Source organism: uncultured Brachyspira sp. (assembly GCF_934747485.1).
Taxonomy (GTDB): Bacteria; Spirochaetota; Brachyspiria; order Brachyspirales; family Brachyspiraceae; genus Brachyspira.
In genome coordinates, this window is record NZ_CAKVGN010000021.1 from 14,111 (window position 1) to 30,962 (window position 16,852).

Annotated in this window: 18 protein-coding genes; 3 read left to right on the forward strand and 15 right to left on the reverse strand. The window is 28.8% G+C overall.

What is annotated here, in order from left to right:
* Window positions 1-73: 73 nt before the first annotated feature.
* The 7 genes from Q0H31_RS05495 to flgE all read right to left on the reverse strand — a co-directional run bounded on the left by Q0H31_RS05495 (window position 74) and on the right by flgE (window position 6,615).
* Window positions 74-796, reverse strand: coding sequence for a SurA N-terminal domain-containing protein (locus tag Q0H31_RS05495; protein WP_295296229.1), 723 nt, complete (start codon window positions 794-796; stop codon window positions 74-76).
* 87 nt (window positions 797-883) lie between these two features.
* On the reverse strand, window positions 884-2,377 hold the full coding sequence (locus Q0H31_RS05500) for a hypothetical protein (RefSeq protein WP_295296230.1): 1,494 nt from the start codon (window positions 2,375-2,377) through the stop codon (window positions 884-886).
* Between the two features lie 92 nt (window positions 2,378-2,469).
* Window positions 2,470-3,342 (reverse strand): class I SAM-dependent methyltransferase, encoded by an 873-nt coding sequence (locus Q0H31_RS05505; RefSeq protein ID WP_295296231.1) that lies wholly within the window; start codon window positions 3,340-3,342, stop codon window positions 2,470-2,472.
* Window positions 3,343-3,348: 6 nt separating this feature from the next.
* Window positions 3,349-4,149: an OmpA family protein gene (locus tag Q0H31_RS05510; protein ID WP_219699918.1), complete on the reverse strand. Its 801-nt coding sequence runs from the start codon at window positions 4,147-4,149 to the stop codon at window positions 3,349-3,351.
* An 18-nt stretch (window positions 4,150-4,167) separates the two neighbouring features.
* Window positions 4,168-4,959 (reverse strand): motility protein A, encoded by a 792-nt coding sequence (locus Q0H31_RS05515; protein WP_013243716.1) that lies wholly within the window; start codon window positions 4,957-4,959, stop codon window positions 4,168-4,170.
* 42 nt (window positions 4,960-5,001) lie between these two features.
* Window positions 5,002-5,226, reverse strand: a complete 225-nt coding sequence (locus tag Q0H31_RS05520; protein ID WP_295296232.1) for a flagellar FlbD family protein — start codon at window positions 5,224-5,226, stop codon at window positions 5,002-5,004.
* Between the two features lie 63 nt (window positions 5,227-5,289).
* The gene (gene flgE, locus Q0H31_RS05525) at window positions 5,290-6,615 is read right to left on the reverse strand and encodes a flagellar hook protein FlgE (RefSeq protein WP_295296233.1); all 1,326 of its coding nucleotides are present in this window, start codon (window positions 6,613-6,615) and stop codon (window positions 5,290-5,292) included.
* Window positions 6,616-7,223: 608 nt separating this feature from the next.
* Here flgE and truA point away from each other — a divergent pair.
* Window positions 7,224-7,970 (forward strand): tRNA pseudouridine(38-40) synthase TruA, encoded by a 747-nt coding sequence (truA, locus tag Q0H31_RS05530; RefSeq protein ID WP_295296234.1) that lies wholly within the window; start codon window positions 7,224-7,226, stop codon window positions 7,968-7,970.
* A 296-nt stretch (window positions 7,971-8,266) separates the two neighbouring features.
* On the opposite strand, the gene Q0H31_RS05535 is transcribed toward truA, so the two are convergent.
* Entirely contained in the window at window positions 8,267-9,121 is an 855-nt protein-coding gene (locus Q0H31_RS05535) for a DUF4261 domain-containing protein (RefSeq protein ID WP_295296235.1), read from the reverse strand.
* A gap of 607 nt (window positions 9,122-9,728) precedes the next feature.
* On the opposite strand from Q0H31_RS05535, the gene cls reads away from it, so the two are divergent.
* A complete protein-coding gene (gene cls / locus Q0H31_RS05540; RefSeq protein WP_295296236.1) occupies window positions 9,729-11,192 on the forward strand; it encodes a cardiolipin synthase in 1,464 nt (487 codons plus the stop codon).
* A 22-nt stretch (window positions 11,193-11,214) separates the two neighbouring features.
* Window positions 11,215-12,147 (forward strand): hypothetical protein, encoded by a 933-nt coding sequence (locus Q0H31_RS05545; RefSeq protein WP_295296237.1) that lies wholly within the window; start codon window positions 11,215-11,217, stop codon window positions 12,145-12,147.
* Here Q0H31_RS05545 and Q0H31_RS05550 read toward each other — a convergent pair.
* Genes Q0H31_RS05550 through Q0H31_RS05580 form a run of 7 tightly spaced genes read right to left on the reverse strand, consistent with a single transcriptional unit; the run spans window position 12,144 to window position 16,845 of the window.
* The gene (locus tag Q0H31_RS05550) at window positions 12,144-13,115 is read right to left on the reverse strand and encodes a KpsF/GutQ family sugar-phosphate isomerase (protein ID WP_295296238.1); all 972 of its coding nucleotides are present in this window, start codon (window positions 13,113-13,115) and stop codon (window positions 12,144-12,146) included. The genes Q0H31_RS05545 and Q0H31_RS05550 overlap by 4 nt on opposite strands.
* Before the next feature lie 18 nt (window positions 13,116-13,133).
* On the reverse strand, window positions 13,134-13,262 hold the full coding sequence (locus tag Q0H31_RS05555) for a hypothetical protein (protein WP_013243798.1): 129 nt from the start codon (window positions 13,260-13,262) through the stop codon (window positions 13,134-13,136).
* A 9-nt stretch (window positions 13,263-13,271) separates the two neighbouring features.
* Window positions 13,272-13,637, reverse strand: a complete 366-nt coding sequence (locus tag Q0H31_RS05560) for a YraN family protein (protein WP_295296239.1) — start codon at window positions 13,635-13,637, stop codon at window positions 13,272-13,274.
* The gene (locus tag Q0H31_RS05565) at window positions 13,638-14,867 is read right to left on the reverse strand and encodes an HD domain-containing phosphohydrolase (protein ID WP_295296240.1); all 1,230 of its coding nucleotides are present in this window, start codon (window positions 14,865-14,867) and stop codon (window positions 13,638-13,640) included.
* 5 nt (window positions 14,868-14,872) lie between these two features.
* Window positions 14,873-15,136: an EscU/YscU/HrcU family type III secretion system export apparatus switch protein gene (locus tag Q0H31_RS05570; RefSeq protein ID WP_295296241.1), complete on the reverse strand. Its 264-nt coding sequence runs from the start codon at window positions 15,134-15,136 to the stop codon at window positions 14,873-14,875.
* Window positions 15,120-16,187 (reverse strand): hypothetical protein, encoded by a 1,068-nt coding sequence (locus tag Q0H31_RS05575; protein ID WP_295296242.1) that lies wholly within the window; start codon window positions 16,185-16,187, stop codon window positions 15,120-15,122. Before Q0H31_RS05575 ends, Q0H31_RS05570 begins: the two co-directional genes overlap by 17 nt.
* A gap of 1 nt (window position 16,188) precedes the next feature.
* On the reverse strand, window positions 16,189-16,845 hold the full coding sequence (locus Q0H31_RS05580) for a ribonuclease HII (protein WP_295296243.1): 657 nt from the start codon (window positions 16,843-16,845) through the stop codon (window positions 16,189-16,191).
* Window positions 16,846-16,852: the final 7 nt, after the last annotated feature.

Sequence of the window (16,852 nt, forward strand, 5' to 3'; positions counted from 1 at the left end):
TTCCTTCTTTTTTATAGTTTATTCACTTGCAAGATATTATAAATTATACCTTACAAGTGTTTATTTATATTTATTAATTTGTTGCTCTAGGTAATAAGTTATTATTAGTTGCTTGTCCTTGTGTATTAGGCATAGGAGGAACTATAGTTGGCTCTCCTAATACAGCGTTATTTCTTTCTATTACTGCTTTATCTTTTAAATCTATTATATCTCTTTGAACATTTTGTTCTGCATAAACTCTTTTATAAATATCAGCTATATATGGAGCTGTTTGTGTATTATATTCTGTGATACCATATTGAGCTAATTGCAATTGATCTTTTGCTTGGTCAAAGAATGCTTTAGCTTGTTCTGGAGTTGGAGCAGGAACATTGCTTGCTGCTTGTTCTATTAATTTTTGATAATAGTATTGAGCTTTAATATTTCTTATTGTAGCATCTATTGTAGATTTAGCTTCTTCTGTTTCAAAGAATTTATCTGTTTCTGCTTTTTTTAGTAGAAGTATTTGGTTTATTAAATCTTCTGCATAATTTTGTTTATATCTATTATCACTTTCTATCATTGCTATTTGCTCAGGACTTGCTCCTTGTGCTTTCATAGAATTTAAGAATACTTTATAATCTTTATTAAAATTAGTTTGATTGATTGTGAAATCGTCTACTTTTAATACCCATTCTCCTTCACCGCCTTGAAGGTATGCTAATGAATCTGAAGAGTTTGTAGTTTTTGTGTTTGAACAAGATATAAAAAATATTGAAAACACTATTAATGATAAAAATAATTTTTTAATATACATAAAGAATACTCCTTAATTTACAATACAACTTAATAGTTGCAATAGTTTATCATATATATATTATTAGTGCAAGCTATTTTAAAATATTTATTTCTTGCCAGAGTACATATTTATCACTAAATTATTAAGTTCTTTTTCTAATATACCATACCAAATAGATTTTCTTCTTTTTAGAGCACTGCTGTCTAAGGCATATTTCATTAATTTATTATAAGTTTCATTAGCTTTTTGTACATTTTGGAAAATAGGTATATGATTAGCAGGAAATATTTCTGTTAAATTCATTTCTATTTCTTTTTTAATTACTGTATCATATACAGGCAAAACATTTTCATATCCATTACATATACTCTCGGCATATTCTAACACCATAGGGTCAAAATCAGGAATTGTTTTTAATAGTTTAATTATGAGTGCAAAAGTGTCTATAGCTTCTTTATAATTTTCTTTAACTACATAAGCACCATTTGCATTATTGCATAAGTCGCATATAGTTTTATTATCATAAGCGGATATATATTCATTAACTCTTTTATTTATTTGGAATTTAGGCATAGAGCTTACAGCCTTTGAAATTAAATCTAATATACTTGTAAATAATCTCTGCTTCCACAAATTGCCTTTTATGCTTTTAACAAGTTCTTCCATTTCATTAAAAAAAGCTTCTTTATATTTTTCATTAGGATTGAATATTGCCTCTACTATAGGAATTTCAGTTCCTTTAAAAGATATCATACCATTATCGTAGAAGGATATAATATTTTTTTCAAATATTTCGCTTTTTGTTTTACTGTTTTCTTTAAGGAAGTTAAATTGCAAGTTTTTTGTAACAATTATTTTAGTATCTTTCGGAGATAACATATTTGCCCTTGCTTGCATTCTTGCTGCATTGTTAATAAGAAAACCAGATAAATCTCCGTCTTCTGTGATAATAAGAGAACTGTTGCTCATTCCGCCTGCTATACCGGCACTTACCTTAAACTCTGGAAATATTGATGTATCTATATCCGGACATTCTGTTAATATTCTTTTTTTGCTTAAAGCTCCGATTATAGCCATAGTAGCACTTAAAGCATCAGTTGCAGATGGGCACATCATTACTATTTCATCGCCTTGCTTTCTATGAGATATAACATTATAAAATTTTGTAAGCTCACCTATTTTGTTTTGCAATAAATCATCTAAGGCGTGCATTTTAGAAAGATTGTTTTTGTTTTCTTCGCAGAATTTTGTATATCCGTGAATATCAAGCATTGCTATATAAATATCAGCTATAGTTAAACTAAGTTTTAAATCTCCTGCAAAACTATATTTAGGATTTTCTATAACAAACTGTTCCCACAACTTTGGATATGTATCTTTATCTAAATTATTAAAAAAGCCCCAATTAATTTTTCTTATAAGACCAAATAGTCCTTTTAAAATATTATTATGGTCGTTGATTTTTTCAAAATTAACATTGCTTGCATAAGTAAATATTTCTGAGAATGTTTTTATTTTTCCAGATACTATTTGTTCGCTTAAATGAGTATATAACTCATATTTTGAAGTTGAGGGGGTATAATCTTCTATTGTGTTCACATTGTTTCCTTAAAAAATTATTAATATATCTCAAACCCATTTAAAACTTTAACTTATAAATAAAAAAAAGCAATAGTTGTTACATCATAATTTTATGTAAAAAACCTTGCATATATTCCCGACGGCAATATTAAATCGCTATTTTCTATGGGAAGAGCTATCTCTCCGCTTTCAAAAAAACCATTATTTTTAATTTGAGTTTGTAAAATATTTTTAAGAGATATATGAGAAAAACTTGCAGTATAGCAGTTAATTAAAAATAGAATAGGGGAGCTTGATAATAGTTTAACGCATTCTTCTACTAATCTTGTTAAACTTGTCTCTATTTGCCAAAGCTCTCCATTAGGACCTCTGCCGTATACCGGAGGGTCCATTATAATAACATCATATTTTCTCTCTCTTCTCACTTCCCTTAAAACAAATTTAATAACATCTTCTATAATAAATCTTACTTTTTTATTTTGAAAACCATTAATTTCAATATTAGTTTTGGCATGCCCGACAATTTTTTTTGAAGCATCAACATGCACTATTTCATCGCAGTCAGCATAAGCACAAGCAACAGTTGCACCGCCTGTGTATGCAAATAGATTTAAAGCTTTTATTTCTTTGTTTTGATGGGTAGAAGTTTTTTTTTCTTTAATTTTATCTATTATAAATTGCCAATTAACAGCCTGCTCTGGAAAAAGCCCTATATGTTTGAAGTTTGTGAACTCTATTTTGAATGATAAATCTTTGTATTTAATGATAAAGTTATCTTTTGGAGTGTTAATATATTGCCAATAACCTCCGCCTTTATCAGAGCGATGATATATGGCATCTAAATTATTCCATTTATTTAATTGTTTTTGCCAAATAATTTGAGAATCAGGACGGGATACTAAAAAACCTCCTATATTCTCAAATTTTTCGCCATTACCTGCATCTAAAATTTTATAATCTTTCCAATCTCTTGCTACAATCATGATTTATTATTTTTGATTATAGTAAGTTACATCATTACGAACTACAACTATATCAACTCTTCTATTTAAAGCTCTTCCATCAGGCAAATCATTAGAAGCCACAGGTCTAGTATCAGCATATCCAGCAACAGAATATTTATTTATATCTAACTTTCCTGTTTGGTCGCTTTCAAATAATTTTTCTAATACAACAATAGCTCTTGCAGTAGAAAGCCCCCAGTTGTTTCCAAACCATTGTTCTGTAATACTTCCTTCTAATATTGCACCAGAGTCTGTATGACCTTCTATTCTAATATCATTTGGTAATGTGCTAAGTACTGAAGCTATTTTTATAAAAGTTTCTGTATTATTTTGAGTGTTTACTATATTTGTAGAAGCTGATTCAAAATATTGGTCTGCTCCTAATGTGATAACAAAACCTCTTTCATCTTCAGATACTCTTACTTTATTGTTTTTTATTTCTGATTCTAATACTGATACTGCTTTATCCACACTTCTGCCCATAGAGTATCCTCTGTCCATAGCAGGCAAAGCATCTACATTAGCACCACCAGCAACTAATTTACTCTGCGATAAAGTAACCCCTCCAGATAAATTACCGAAAGAGCCCTGAAAAGCAGTAGCTAATAATTGCATAGTAGAATCACTAATAGATTCAGACATAGTAGAAAGCAGTAATACGAAGAACGTAAGTACCAAAGTAACGAAGTCTCCATATGTTTGAAGCCATAATGGAGCAGAAGGACCGGGTACTTGTGCTTTATCACCAACTTTTTTAGCTTTTTTACCAAATTTAATAGTAGCCATTATATATCCTTAAATTATTTATCTGTCTCCAACCTGCTCATTAACTTTTTGACGTTGAGGAGGAGGTAAGAAAGATACTAATTTATCTTTAACAATCCTAGGGTTATCACCAGCCTGTATAGATAATATACCTTCAAGCATAATGCTCTGTACAATAGCTTCAGAAGCATGTCTTGCAGCAAGTCTACCAGCTATAGGCAAAGCAAAACCGTTAGCTATAACCGAACCGTAGTAAGTAGTAATAAGTGCTACCGCCATACCAGAACCGATGGCTTCAACACCGCCGCCGCCGCCCAAACTTCTAAGCATGATTACAAGACCAATTAATGTACCAATCATACCCCAAGCAGGATATAATGAAGCAGCATCTTCAAATACCTTTCTTACTGTATCGTGTCTTGCTTCTACGTTATCTATTTCTGTATTCAAAATATTTTTTACTAGTTCTGGGTCTGTTCCGTCTACTACAAGCTGCATACCTTTTTTAAGAAATGGGTCTGAAACTTCTTGTATATCATCTTCAAGTACAAGCAAACCTTCTCTTCTTGCCTTTTCAGAAAAGCTTATTAAAGTAATAATTATTTGTGCTTCATCATAGTTAGGTTTGTTCAAGAGAACTTTTATTGCTTTAGGTACGCCCAATATAGTTCCTATGTCATTTGCAACAAAAAGAGAAGTAGTTCCTCCTAAACCTGTTACAACTGCTGAAGCAATGTCCACCATGTGACCAACATTACCACCACCTGAAATTATACCAAATAAATTGATACCTATAACTAATAAAAAACCTAAAGGTACTATAATATCCATATTTTTTACTCTCTAATATTTTATTTATTTTTTATTTTCTTTCTAATCTTCATTACCATAGAAAGAAGGTTTTTTAGTAGAATCTTCATTTACTATTCTAGTTCTATATTCCACTATCCTATTTAATACAGTTTCAAAGCTATCTTTAGTTAGCACTTTTCTTCCAGATAGCATAGTTATAACCAAATCAGGAGTTTCCTCCATAAACTCTATTTGATGTGGATTAATATATAAAACGCTTCCGTCAAATCTAGTTACATATATCATAATATTAAGAAACTCCTAACCATTATATTATACTAAAAAAAAACAAAAAGTCTAATATTTTATTTATCTTTTAAGTGCTATAACCTCTTGAAGCAATTGGTCAGCAGTAGTTATAGTTCTTGCATTAGCTTGGAAACCTCTTTGAGTTACTATCATATCAGTAAACTGTTCGCTCAAATCAACGTTAGACATCTCTAAAGTACCAGCTTTAATAGAACCTCTTCCTTCTGCAGCAGCAACACCTATATTAGCAGCACCAGAGTTATTGCTCTCTACAAACAAAGTATCTCCTGCTTTTTCTAAACCGCCTGCATTAGCGAATTTAGCCAAAGCAACCTGTCCTAAAGTTTTTCTGTTACCATTTGTAAATACTCCGGTAATCTGACCGCTGTCATCAAAACTGAAACCCTCAAGCATACCCATAGTATAACCGTCTTGTTCTATAGCTTTAGTTGTAGAAGGTGATTCAAATTGTGTAATACCATTAAATAAACCAACCTCTCCTAAAGTAAGGTTAATAGTTTGATTTACTTCTCCGTCTGTACCTTGATAAGTGAAAGATACATTAGGCATTAATACTCCTTCTGTTTGAGTGTTAGCTCCATCGCTTACAGAAATTAATGAACCAGCATCATTAAATACTAATTGGAAAGTATTGTTTCCTCCGCCTTGTACAGGGTCGCCTGCTGAAACACTTACGCTTCCTTCTGTTGCTTCTGGTATTTCTATTACCATATCCCATCTATTAACATCTGTTCTGTTGAATGTTGCTCTTAATTGACGAGGTATTCCTGTAGAATCATAGATAGTTAAATCTGCTTGGTGAGTATCGCTATTTTTTTGTAGGTTACAGAAGAACTTAGTGTTTTGTGTAGCTCTTGCTGGGTCTTTTGAACCTACTGGTATAATTAAATCTTCTACTCCAGCAGCAGTGTTTAATTCCATCATTCCTGTTTCTGGATTAAGTACAGCATTCCAACCTTGTACTTTATAACCATTTGAAGGATTAACTACATAGCCATTTTTATCTAAAGAAAAAGCACCGTTTCTTGTGTAGTAAGAACTATTGCCTTTTTTTTCAATAAAGAAACCTTCTCCTTGAATAGCTAAATCTGTATTTACACCTGTAACTTGTAAAGCTCCTTGAGTGTGTATTGTATCTATAGTAGCTACCTGCATACCAAGACCAACCTGCTGAGGATTGATACCGCCTCTATCTTCCTGCGGTTTTGCTGCTCCGCTTAAAGATTGGCTTATCATATCCTTGAAAGTTACTCTACCTTTTTTAAAACCGTATGTATTTACATTGGATATGTTATTACCAACAACATCCATTCTAGTTTGGTGATTCTGCAATCCAGATACACCTGCAAATAATGAACGCATCATAAGGCGAATTCCTCCATAAAAGTAATTTTTTTTATATTTAATTAATTTTTGTTATATTCTTATAATTATTTTCGGTATAATTAAAATTTGTTTAATATTTTTTTATAGGCTTAGAATTTTATTTTGTGTAAAATTATATTTTGTTTTATATCTGGGGCTTTGCCCCCTGCGAAGCGTACTCATAGAGTAAGACCCTACTTCTTTTGCGACTGAAAGGAGTCCTTCAGGGCGACCGAAGGAAGTGCCCTTGCGGCGTGCCACAAAGAAGCAAAAAGGCTACATCTTTATTGAGTATAGTCAAAACGTATGGTATCATTATATTTATTTCTTAGATATAAAATTTTAATATTTGTACTTTCGCGAAGCGTGCCCGAAGGGCGAAAACTTTTTGCTACGGGAAAAGTTGAATAAAAAACTTATACAAACAATAAAATTAACGTGATATAAATATTTATTAATTTATTTTTGAAATATCTATAATCAAAAAAATATTATATTTTGTTAAAATTAAGTTTTTAGATTTACTAATTTTATTTGATAATTTGACTTAATTTATTATTTGCTATAGTATGACTACGTTCAATAATAATAAATATTTATAAATAATAATGACTAATATAAAAATAACTATACAATATGACGGCACAGATTTTTTTGGCTGGCAGATACAGCCTAATTTGAGAACTGTTCAGGGAGAAATTTATAAAGCAGTTCAAAAAATATATTCAAAAAAAACTACAATATATGGATGCGGACGAACTGACGCTGGGGTGCATGCTTTGGGGCAGGTGGCTAATTTTAGAGTTGAAAAAATGCTTGTTCCCATAGAAAGAGTTACTAGGGCTTTGAATTCTTCTCTTCCTAAAGATATAAGAATAATTAATGCTGAAGTGGTAGATGATAGTTTTAATGCCAGAGCTTCTGCTACTTTTAGAGAATATATTTATGTGGTTCAAAATAGCGATATATCTGTTCCTTTTTATGAGCGGTATTCTTGGTTTTATAGAAAGAACATCATAAACGAAAAACTTATAAATGAATATGCTAAATATATTATAGGTGAACACAATTTTACTTCTTTTTGCTCTACTGAAGATGAAAATGATTCTAAGTTTAGATATATTGAGAGGGTGCGTGCTATAAGAAAAAAAGATACTATATATTTTATTATAAGGGGTAATGCTTTTTTGCATAATATGGTTCGTATTATAGTTGGTACATTGGTAGAGGGGCAAAGAAAAAATATGCCTATTAATTTTATAGAAGAGATATTAAAAAAAGAAGATAGAACACTCGCTTTTGTAACAGCACCTGCACATGGTCTTTATTTTAGAAGAGCTTTTTTTAAACAATAAATTAAATGATTAATTAGCAGTATATGTATTTTTTATTTCATAGCAAATTATTGTTGTTTTAATAATAGTTAATAAAAAATCAGCACCCCTACTATTGTAAAGGTGCCAAAACAGTTTAATTAAATGAAGGTTATAAAATATATTGTATCAATTTAAGGATACAAAAGAATTTGCTTAAAACAACTATAGTCTCTAACTAATTGTTAGTTTATTCTAACATATTCTTAGAATATGTCAATACTTTATTTTTAATTTATTTAAAAAAATTATTGTTTTTTGTTTATTTTTTTATATATTTAATTTCTTTTTCCAGAAGCATATTCAAGAGTGTTGATATCCAATATCTCTCTATTCGGTTTAGTTAAAGATTTCTCGTATCTGCATAACCATTTTACTCCATCAAATATGCTTTCTATCTCATCATTACTTTTTATAATGTTTCCATTTTCAAATATATATGCAGCAATATTCATAGCATGCTGTATTATATTGTTTGGGTTTAAATCATGAAAATGGTATTGGATATCAGAAAGACCTATGGAATAAAGCCCAAAGGTATCAACTATCATATCATTAGTATCTTGCACTTTGAAAAATCTAATATTTAATCCTGAATATAAGAATCTTAAATTTTTTGGATATTGATTTTTTAATAATTGTTCTCTAAGTAAAATTTTTCCGCTTTGTTCATTATATACGGCAGCAGCATCAGGAAAAAGATTTAATGTTATATTAAGCCAATTGTTGAGTAGGGTAGTTCTATCTTTGTAGTCTAATCCGCCAGCTAAAAAGTCGCTTAACATCACTTGATATTTGCATTCTTTTAATATTTCTTTAGCGTCTTTGATATCCCAAGCCTGATTATAAACTTCATCGCTTATGCTGTTATAATCAAATTCTATAGGCTCATACATAAAAACTTGAACACCTAATTCTTTATCATCTTTAAATTTTACTTTAAGGTCATTAATCATTATGCTGTATAGGTTTTTATCTTCAGAGATTGTCTCTACATTATTATATATGCTTCTTAATTTTTGTTTTATCAATTCTATATTTGGTAATTGCGGTTTATCTTTAAATAAAATTTTATAAAAATACACATGAGAAAAAATAGCTTCTTCAGTGTTTTCTAATTTTTTGTTATCCATTTTTATTCCTATTTTTTATATAAAATTAAATACAAAAATCATTATATTGAAACATATTGGTTTTGTCAATTTATATATTTTTATAAAGATGTTATTATTTTTCTTTATTAAAAAGTTTTAACTATTTATTTACGCTTTGTTTGGTATTTGCACTTTCGCGAAGCGTGCCCGAAGGGCGAAAACTTTGACGAAGTCCGCAAAGCGAAGGCGGGAAAAAACAATAAAATTTTTATATTTTTTATTATTTGCAGGGCTTTGCCACGCACCCCAGTTCTTTTGCCAATAGGCACCTACTCGGTATTGGTATAAAAGAACCAAAAGAACTGCATTTTTTTACTCAAATTTAGGTTTTAGGCTATATTAATACATATTCCTAACATATAAAATAAAAAACTTGCACTTTTTGCAACTTTTTGCGGCGGGAAAAAGTTGCAAAAAATAAAAGCTTATATGATAATATATAGCTGTTTAGCTATATATTTAACTCTATCACAAAATAAAAATATTTTAAATAAAAAATTATAATATGGCATTCATTGACTTTTTATATTTGTCTTATATACTATAAATAATAATATATAATGTTTAAATTAGAGATTATAATTAAATGTTTATTTATATATTAACTATTATATTTTTTCTATATGTCATATTAATAGCAATAAAAATGCTTCTTGAAAATAGACCGCCTTATTCTTTTATAGCTTGGCTTACGGTGTTGGTGTTTTTACCATATGTTGGGGCTATTTTTTATTTATTCTTGGGTGTAAATTGGAAAAAATCTAAAAGAAAACTTTCTGCAAGACTTCCTGAAGACATGATTAGAAAACATTTTTCTTCTTTGCTTGAAGAGCAGATGAATATCATAGACAACATGGGCGGTAATTATGCCAAACATACCAATTTAGTAAAACTTGCAATAAAAAGCGGATACTCTCCGATTACTGTTCAAAATCAAGTTTATGTTTTTGATGAGGGTAAAGATTTATTTGATGATTTAATTAGTAATTTAAAACTCGCTGAAAAAACAATACATATGGAATATTTTATATGGAGAAGCGATGAATTAGGCAATAAAATAAAAGATATACTAATAAAAAAATCGAAAGAAGGTGTTAAGGTTAGACTTATATTTGACGGATTAGGCTCTATGCTTAGAATAAGCAGAAAATACAAAAGAGAGCTTAAAAAAAATGGAATAGAGTTTTTATATTATCATGACCCATTTTCTATATTTTGGACTAGATATGTTAATTACCGCAATCACAGAAAGATAGTAGTTATAGATGGAATAGTTGCTTATATGGGTGGAATGAATTTAGGGCAGGAATATATTGACGGCGGAAAGAGATTTGCTTCTTGGCGGGATACTCATATGCGTATAGTGGGTGATGCCTGCAATCTTATACAGAATGTTTTTGTATGTGATTGGCATAATGCCGGCGGAAGAGATTTAGATAATTTGATGGATAATGGCTCTTCACTTATGCAGGAATTATTTCCTCCTTCAACTACAGATAAATACCTCCCTATGCAAATAATATCTTCTGGTCCTGATTCTAAATGGGATTCTATACAAAAAATTTATTCAAAAATGATAGCAGATGCTAAAGAGAGTATTTATATAGAAAGTCCTTATTTTGTACCTGATGATGGTTTTTTACACAATTTAGAAAATGCTGCTTTATCTGGAATAAATGTTAATTTAATGATTACTGGTAAGCCTGATAAATTATTGGCTTGGTGGGTTGCTCAGACTTATTTTGAGACACTTCTTAAAGCGGGTGTTAATATTTATTTGTATGAGAGCGGTTTTTTACATAGCAAGTTTTGCGTTATAGACGGAAGAATTGTATCATGCGGAACTTGCAATATGGATATAAGAAGCTTTTATTTGCATTATGAGATGAATGCGGTTATATATGATATAGATACTGCTTTAGAATTTGAAAGTATTTTCAAAGATGATGTTTCAAGGTCTCATAAAATAACTATGGAAGAATATAAAAAGCAGCCTATTTTGATTAGGCTTAGAAATTCAGCTTGCAGAATTATAGCCCCTGTGCTTTAGTTTTTATTTATATGGAGGAATTATGAAAAACGTAAAAATCTCATCATTAAATGAAAATGATTTATTAGAATTAAAAACTTCTAAAGAGACAATATCTTTATTTATAGATAATAGCGGCATATCAAAGGATATGATATCTTTTTTAAATGATGTATTAAAAGAGAGAGCTGATTTCTTTTTGAATATTTCTTCAGAAAAAGAAACTGGCAGTTCTAATTTATCTGGAGAAGATATAATAAAGTTTATACCTGAAGTTAGAAATTTAACATTTTATGCTTCTCTTAAAAACCCTATAAGCAGTTTAAATGTTTTTTCAAGACTTGGCAATTTAATAAGTTTGCATATTAATGGAAATATTGAAAAGGATATTGCTTTAATCCCTCTTGACAGCATTGAAACACTTAGCAGTTTTTATTTAGAGAGCGGTTTTAGCTTAAAGCATTCTGTTTATATAGAAAATAGAAAAAGCTTTTGCGATATAGGGGCATCAAATATTAGAGTAGAACATTTCACTAAAATTAGCCAATTAAAAAAATTATCCATACTTTCATCTGCCACACATATTGAAGAGATTCCAAAAAGAATGCCTAATTTGGAAGAGATATATATTGAAAAAGGCAAGGGAATAAATACTTTAGATTTTTTAAATGATTTAAAAAATTTAAGAGTGATAGAATTAAACTCTATATCAGAATTAAAAGCTATGCCTGATTTATCAAAATTAGAAAATTTAGAAAAAGTGATATTAAGAAATTTAAGAAGTTTAGAAGATTTAGAAGCAATATTTAATAATAAAAAAATTAAAATACTTATACTCGAAAATGTTAGAGGTTTTAATATAGAGAAATTATCTACTATGGAGAGTTTAAAATATATCACAGTAACCACTGATGATAAATTAGAAACGAATAGAATAAAAAAATCTTTGTTGGATAAAGGTTATTTAGAAGCTTAAAAAGCCTTTATTTTTAGAATATCATGTATATGAACTATACCTATAGGTTTTTTGCCGTCTTTGTTATCTTCAACAACTACAAGATTAGTAATTTTTCCTTCCATTAAATGCAAGGCTTCACCTATAAGTGTATCTTGATATATTACTTTAGGGTTGTTATTCATTATATCTTTTACTTTTGTTTTTAGAATATTTTCTATTTGTTTGTCTTTTACCAATAACCTTTTTAAATCACCATCTACAATAATGCCTTTAAGAATGTTGTTATCATCTGTAATAATTGCAATACCGAGTTTACATTCTATGATTTTAAATAAAGCATCATATAAAGAGGTTTCTAAATTTATAATTGGCAAGTTATCAGTATGCATTATAGTTTTTACTTTAGCTAATTGCCTTCCCAAACTTCCGCCCGGGTGAAATATTGCGAAGTCTTCAGCTCTAAATCCTCTAAGCTCCATTAAAGCAGTAGCCAAAGCATCAGATAAAGCTAAAGAAGCAGTTGTACTAACAGTTGGAGCTAATTTTAAAGGGCAAGCCTCTTCTTCTACATAGGTAAGCAAAGTGATTTTCGCATTTTTTGATAGAGTAGAAGATTCATCATTAGTAATAGCTATATATGGTATATTTTGTCTGCAAGACCAATTTACTAATTCTATTATCTCTCTTGACTCTCCGCCTTTAGAATATAATACTAAATAATCATCTTTAGTTATCATACCAAAGTCGCCATGCAAACATTCATTAGGGTCAACGAAAAAACTTGGTGTTCCTGTGGAAGCAAATGTTGAAGCTGCCTTTCTTGCAATATGTCCGCTCTTACCAACTCCAGAAGTTATTACTCTTCCTTTAATTTTGAATAATTCATTAACTGCTTTTTCAAAATTATTATCTAGTTTTTCAGACAATAATTTTAAGTTTTCACTTTCTAATAATAAAGTTAATTTACCTCTGTCTATTATATTCATTTTACACCCTTTATTATATTAATCTATAACAGCACTAATTAAGTGTCCAGCGAGCCTTTCTATAGCTTTATCTACATACTTTTTATCTTTTAATTTCTTTTTATAAATTTCTATTTTTTCATAATTTATTTTTACAGCCGTTTTCATACAATACCCCTATATAAAAATGTCTTCTACAAAAGAAATTTCTCTACTATAGTTGGTATCGTCTATTAAAACTGCCCCAAAGGAACATTTTTGACTTAAACTTAATCCTTTTTTAATTAAGTATTCCTCAGCTGTCTCATAGAGCTTTTGTTTTTTACGCTCTGTAATAGCATCAGCTGCATATCCAAAACTTCCCTGTCTTCGATATTTTACTTCTACAAACACAATAACAACTCCTTTTGTCATTATTAAATCTATCTCGCCTCTTGTTATGCTGCTTTTATAATTTCTCTCTAATAATTCATACCCAAGATTCTCGAGATAATTTAAGGCTATATCCTCTCCAATATCGCCTATCTCTTTTTTGCTTTTCATTTAATTACCATCATTGTTTTCTTTTTTATTCAATAATCTTGACTTTACCTCCTCTAAAATATTACTGCCTTTATCTACCCCGCTTATTAACAATTTATTAGTTTCTATCAAATTAATTACTTCGCCGTCTTCAATAAAATTATTATTTTCATCTGATACTATTTTTATGATTGGTCTAATAGGATAGCTAATATTAGTGGCAAATACTAATCCCCTCCTATTATCATTCAAAACTACTACAGTTCCTATTGGATAAACACTAAAAGTTCCAACAACAAGCTTTGCTATTATAGGGTCAAATTTAATATTAGCCCCTTTTATTATTTCTCTTACAGCATCAGATAATGTTTTGTTTTCAATTGTTCTCGAACCATTAACTATCTTAGAATATGTAGGTGTTTGTTGACTGTCTCTTAATATTCTTATAGGTTTTAATATTTTTTCTAAAGAATGAGCAACGGCTACTATTTTTGGATATAAATGTATTTGATTGCCGCTAATTCCTCTTGGATATCCTTTGCCGTTATAATGCTCATGGTGCTCTAAAGGAATGACTGCTATCTCTTCTTCTAATCTAAAATTGGTTTTTATTATTTTATAGCCGAATACTGTATGTTTTTTTATTTCAATATATTCTTCTGGAGTAAACTGTTCATGTTTATTTAAAACTTTATCTTGTATTCTAATCAGTCCTATATCATATAATATAGCACCTAAACCTAATTTTTGTAATTTATCTTCTGGGAATTTCATTACTTTGCCAAGCATTAAAGATATCATAGATACATTTAATGACCTTATATAATAATAATCATCTCTGCTTAAATTTTCAATGTTTAATAACTCTATAGCAGCATTCATGTTTTTGTTAATAAGGTCTAATATACTGTCTATTATTGATTTTAAATTGGATATATTAACTATATTATTATATCTAAAATCTCCTAAGCTTGTTTTTACTTTTTCTAATATATTAAAATATATATTTTTGTATACAAGGCATTCTCGAGCAAACTTCTCAAAATCTTCCGGTGTTTGATATCCATAAGCATTAGCATCAGAATCTTTTATAAATACTTCTTCTATGTCCCATTTTTTTAGTCTTTTAATATCTTCGTCTATAGATTTTATATATTTGCTAATAGCCATAAAACCATTATATATATAAATATCCTGCTTATCAATTTTGGTCTTGATATCATCTACTTTAACACTAGTTATCTTTTCCATAGTTACTACAACTCTGCCTTTAATTTATATACATATTTTAATATTATACTAACTGCTTCATAAACTGAATATGGTATCTCTTCTCCTATTTCTAAATGCATAAGTTCTTCTACAGTATCCTCATCTGACACTATAGGTATTTTATTTTTTTTAGCTATTTCTATCATTCTTTTAGCTAAGAGTTTCTCTCCTTTAGATATTACTATTGGAGCATTATGTATTTCTCTCTCATAAAGCAAAGCAACAGCATTTTCAATCTCTTTTTTCATAGCCTATCTCCAATTCTATATCATTATTAAACTTTTCTAATTCTTTATCTATATTTGTTTTTATATTTTTACATTTTAAAAATAGTTCTTTATCAAAGAAAAGTACATTAATAATGTATTTATTTTCTTTTACAATTTCTATTTTGCATAGTTCTTTATTATCATCATAAGCTATAAACTCTAAACTTTTAGCTTTATTATCTTTTCTATTTATATAAAGAAGCACCTCTTTTAATTCATTATTAACTATAAAAGGTATTGGTATTAAAAAAGAACCTTCTCTAAAAGTTTTATTTTTCCTATTTGAGGATAATATCTTTAAAAGAAGATTAAGCATATTAGAACTATCAGAAGATAATTCGTTTTGAAGCATATCAAAGAGCATAAACCATATATTCAAATTTCCATTTGAAGATATATAGTTTTTTAAGCTTTTGTCAGTATCATTAATTTCTTTTAAAAGCGTTAGTAATATTTCGGTTTTTTCAATATTTTTGTTAGAGTTTTTTATAACAGAGTATAAATTATTGAATTTTGAAAAAATACTTTCAAACATCTCTAATTCATCTATAGTAAAATATATTTTATTAGACATAGAATGAAGTATGAATTTCATTTTTTTATCATCTAATTGTGGTATATATTTTAAAACTCTCTCCAAATAAGCGATATTTTCAGAGCTTTGCTTTATGGAATTCTTTAATAAAATAGCAGATATTTCACTATTATTTTCTTTATTATTACTATTTAAAACTAAAGTATCTTTTGTAATATTATTATTAATACTTTCTCTTGCCTCTTTAATGCTGTTTACATCTTTAAGCAGCTTTAATACTATCTTATCATTTTCTCTATTAATAACAGCAAATCCTTTATCTGGCATGCCATTTTTGAATAATGCTACAACCTTACTTCCCATTATATTAATAATAGCCTTGTCATTATCTAATTTACGCATAAGAGAATATCTTACAATATCTCCATCTTTGATGTTTTGAGAGTTTTTGCTGTTTATGATGATGTTTGAGTATTTGTTATTAATGTTTAGCATTTTATATAAAAAAACTATTTTCTTCTTTTATAGATTTTATAGGTTCAAATGATAATCTATGTAAATCGCTTGCACCATATTTTTTTATAGCTTCAATATGCTCTTTTGTTCCATAGCCTTTATTTTTTGATATTTTGTATTTATCATATTCTTTGTTTTTTTCTGATAATATATCCATAGATTTATCTCTGCTTACCTTAGCAACTATACTCGCACAGGCTATAGAATATGATTTTAAATCGCCTTTTATTATAGACTCTTGTTTTATTTCAGTGTCTATTTTCATTGCATCTATTAACAACATATCAGGTTTTACTTTTAAACCTTCAACTGCTTTAAGCATAGCTAATTTTGCGGCATTATATATATTAATTTTGTCTATAATATTTGCAGGTACAGAATATACTGAATATGATAATGCTTTTTGAGTTATAGTTTTATAAAGCTCTTCTCTTTTTTTTGCAGTAAGTTTTTTGGAATCATTTACATTTTCTATTATATCATCATCTAAAGGCATTATAACAGCACAGGCAGTAACCTCTCCAAAAAGCGAACCGCGTCCAACTTCATCTATACCGCAAATATATTTATAGCCCAAATCTAAATAATATTTTTCATAATGCAGTTTATCTATTTGTTCACTATCAAAAAGATACATATTGTTA

What these genes read in the sequence shown, in the direction of transcription:
- Q0H31_RS05495 (WP_295296229.1), bottom strand. Translation starts at nt 796, where the DNA reads ATGTATATTAAAAAATTATTTTTATCATTAATAGTGTTTTCAATATTT.
- Q0H31_RS05505 (WP_295296231.1), bottom strand. Translation starts at nt 3,342, where the DNA reads ATGATTGTAGCAAGAGATTGGAAAGATTATAAAATTTTAGATGCAGGT.
- Q0H31_RS05510 (WP_219699918.1), bottom strand. Translation starts at nt 4,149, where the DNA reads ATGGCTACTATTAAATTTGGTAAAAAAGCTAAAAAAGTTGGTGATAAA.
- Q0H31_RS05515 (WP_013243716.1), bottom strand. Translation starts at nt 4,959, where the DNA reads ATGGATATTATAGTACCTTTAGGTTTTTTATTAGTTATAGGTATCAAT.
- Q0H31_RS05520 (WP_295296232.1), bottom strand. Translation starts at nt 5,226, where the DNA reads ATGATATATGTAACTAGATTTGACGGAAGCGTTTTATATATTAATCCA.
- flgE (WP_295296233.1), bottom strand. Translation starts at nt 6,615, where the DNA reads ATGATGCGTTCATTATTTGCAGGTGTATCTGGATTGCAGAATCACCAA.
- truA (WP_295296234.1), top strand. Translation starts at nt 7,224, where the DNA reads ATGACTAATATAAAAATAACTATACAATATGACGGCACAGATTTTTTT.
- Q0H31_RS05535 (WP_295296235.1), bottom strand. Translation starts at nt 9,121, where the DNA reads ATGGATAACAAAAAATTAGAAAACACTGAAGAAGCTATTTTTTCTCAT.
- cls (WP_295296236.1), top strand. Translation starts at nt 9,729, where the DNA reads ATGTTTATTTATATATTAACTATTATATTTTTTCTATATGTCATATTA.
- Q0H31_RS05545 (WP_295296237.1), top strand. Translation starts at nt 11,215, where the DNA reads ATGAAAAACGTAAAAATCTCATCATTAAATGAAAATGATTTATTAGAA.
- Q0H31_RS05550 (WP_295296238.1), bottom strand. Translation starts at nt 13,115, where the DNA reads ATGAATATAATAGACAGAGGTAAATTAACTTTATTATTAGAAAGTGAA.
- Q0H31_RS05555 (WP_013243798.1), bottom strand. Translation starts at nt 13,262, where the DNA reads ATGAAAACGGCTGTAAAAATAAATTATGAAAAAATAGAAATTTATAAA.
- Q0H31_RS05560 (WP_295296239.1), bottom strand. Translation starts at nt 13,637, where the DNA reads ATGAAAAGCAAAAAAGAGATAGGCGATATTGGAGAGGATATAGCCTTA.
- Q0H31_RS05565 (WP_295296240.1), bottom strand. Translation starts at nt 14,867, where the DNA reads ATGGAAAAGATAACTAGTGTTAAAGTAGATGATATCAAGACCAAAATT.
- Q0H31_RS05570 (WP_295296241.1), bottom strand. Translation starts at nt 15,136, where the DNA reads ATGAAAAAAGAGATTGAAAATGCTGTTGCTTTGCTTTATGAGAGAGAA.
- Q0H31_RS05575 (WP_295296242.1), bottom strand. Translation starts at nt 16,187, where the DNA reads ATGCTAAACATTAATAACAAATACTCAAACATCATCATAAACAGCAAA.
- Q0H31_RS05580 (WP_295296243.1), bottom strand. Translation starts at nt 16,845, where the DNA reads ATGTATCTTTTTGATAGTGAACAAATAGATAAACTGCATTATGAAAAA.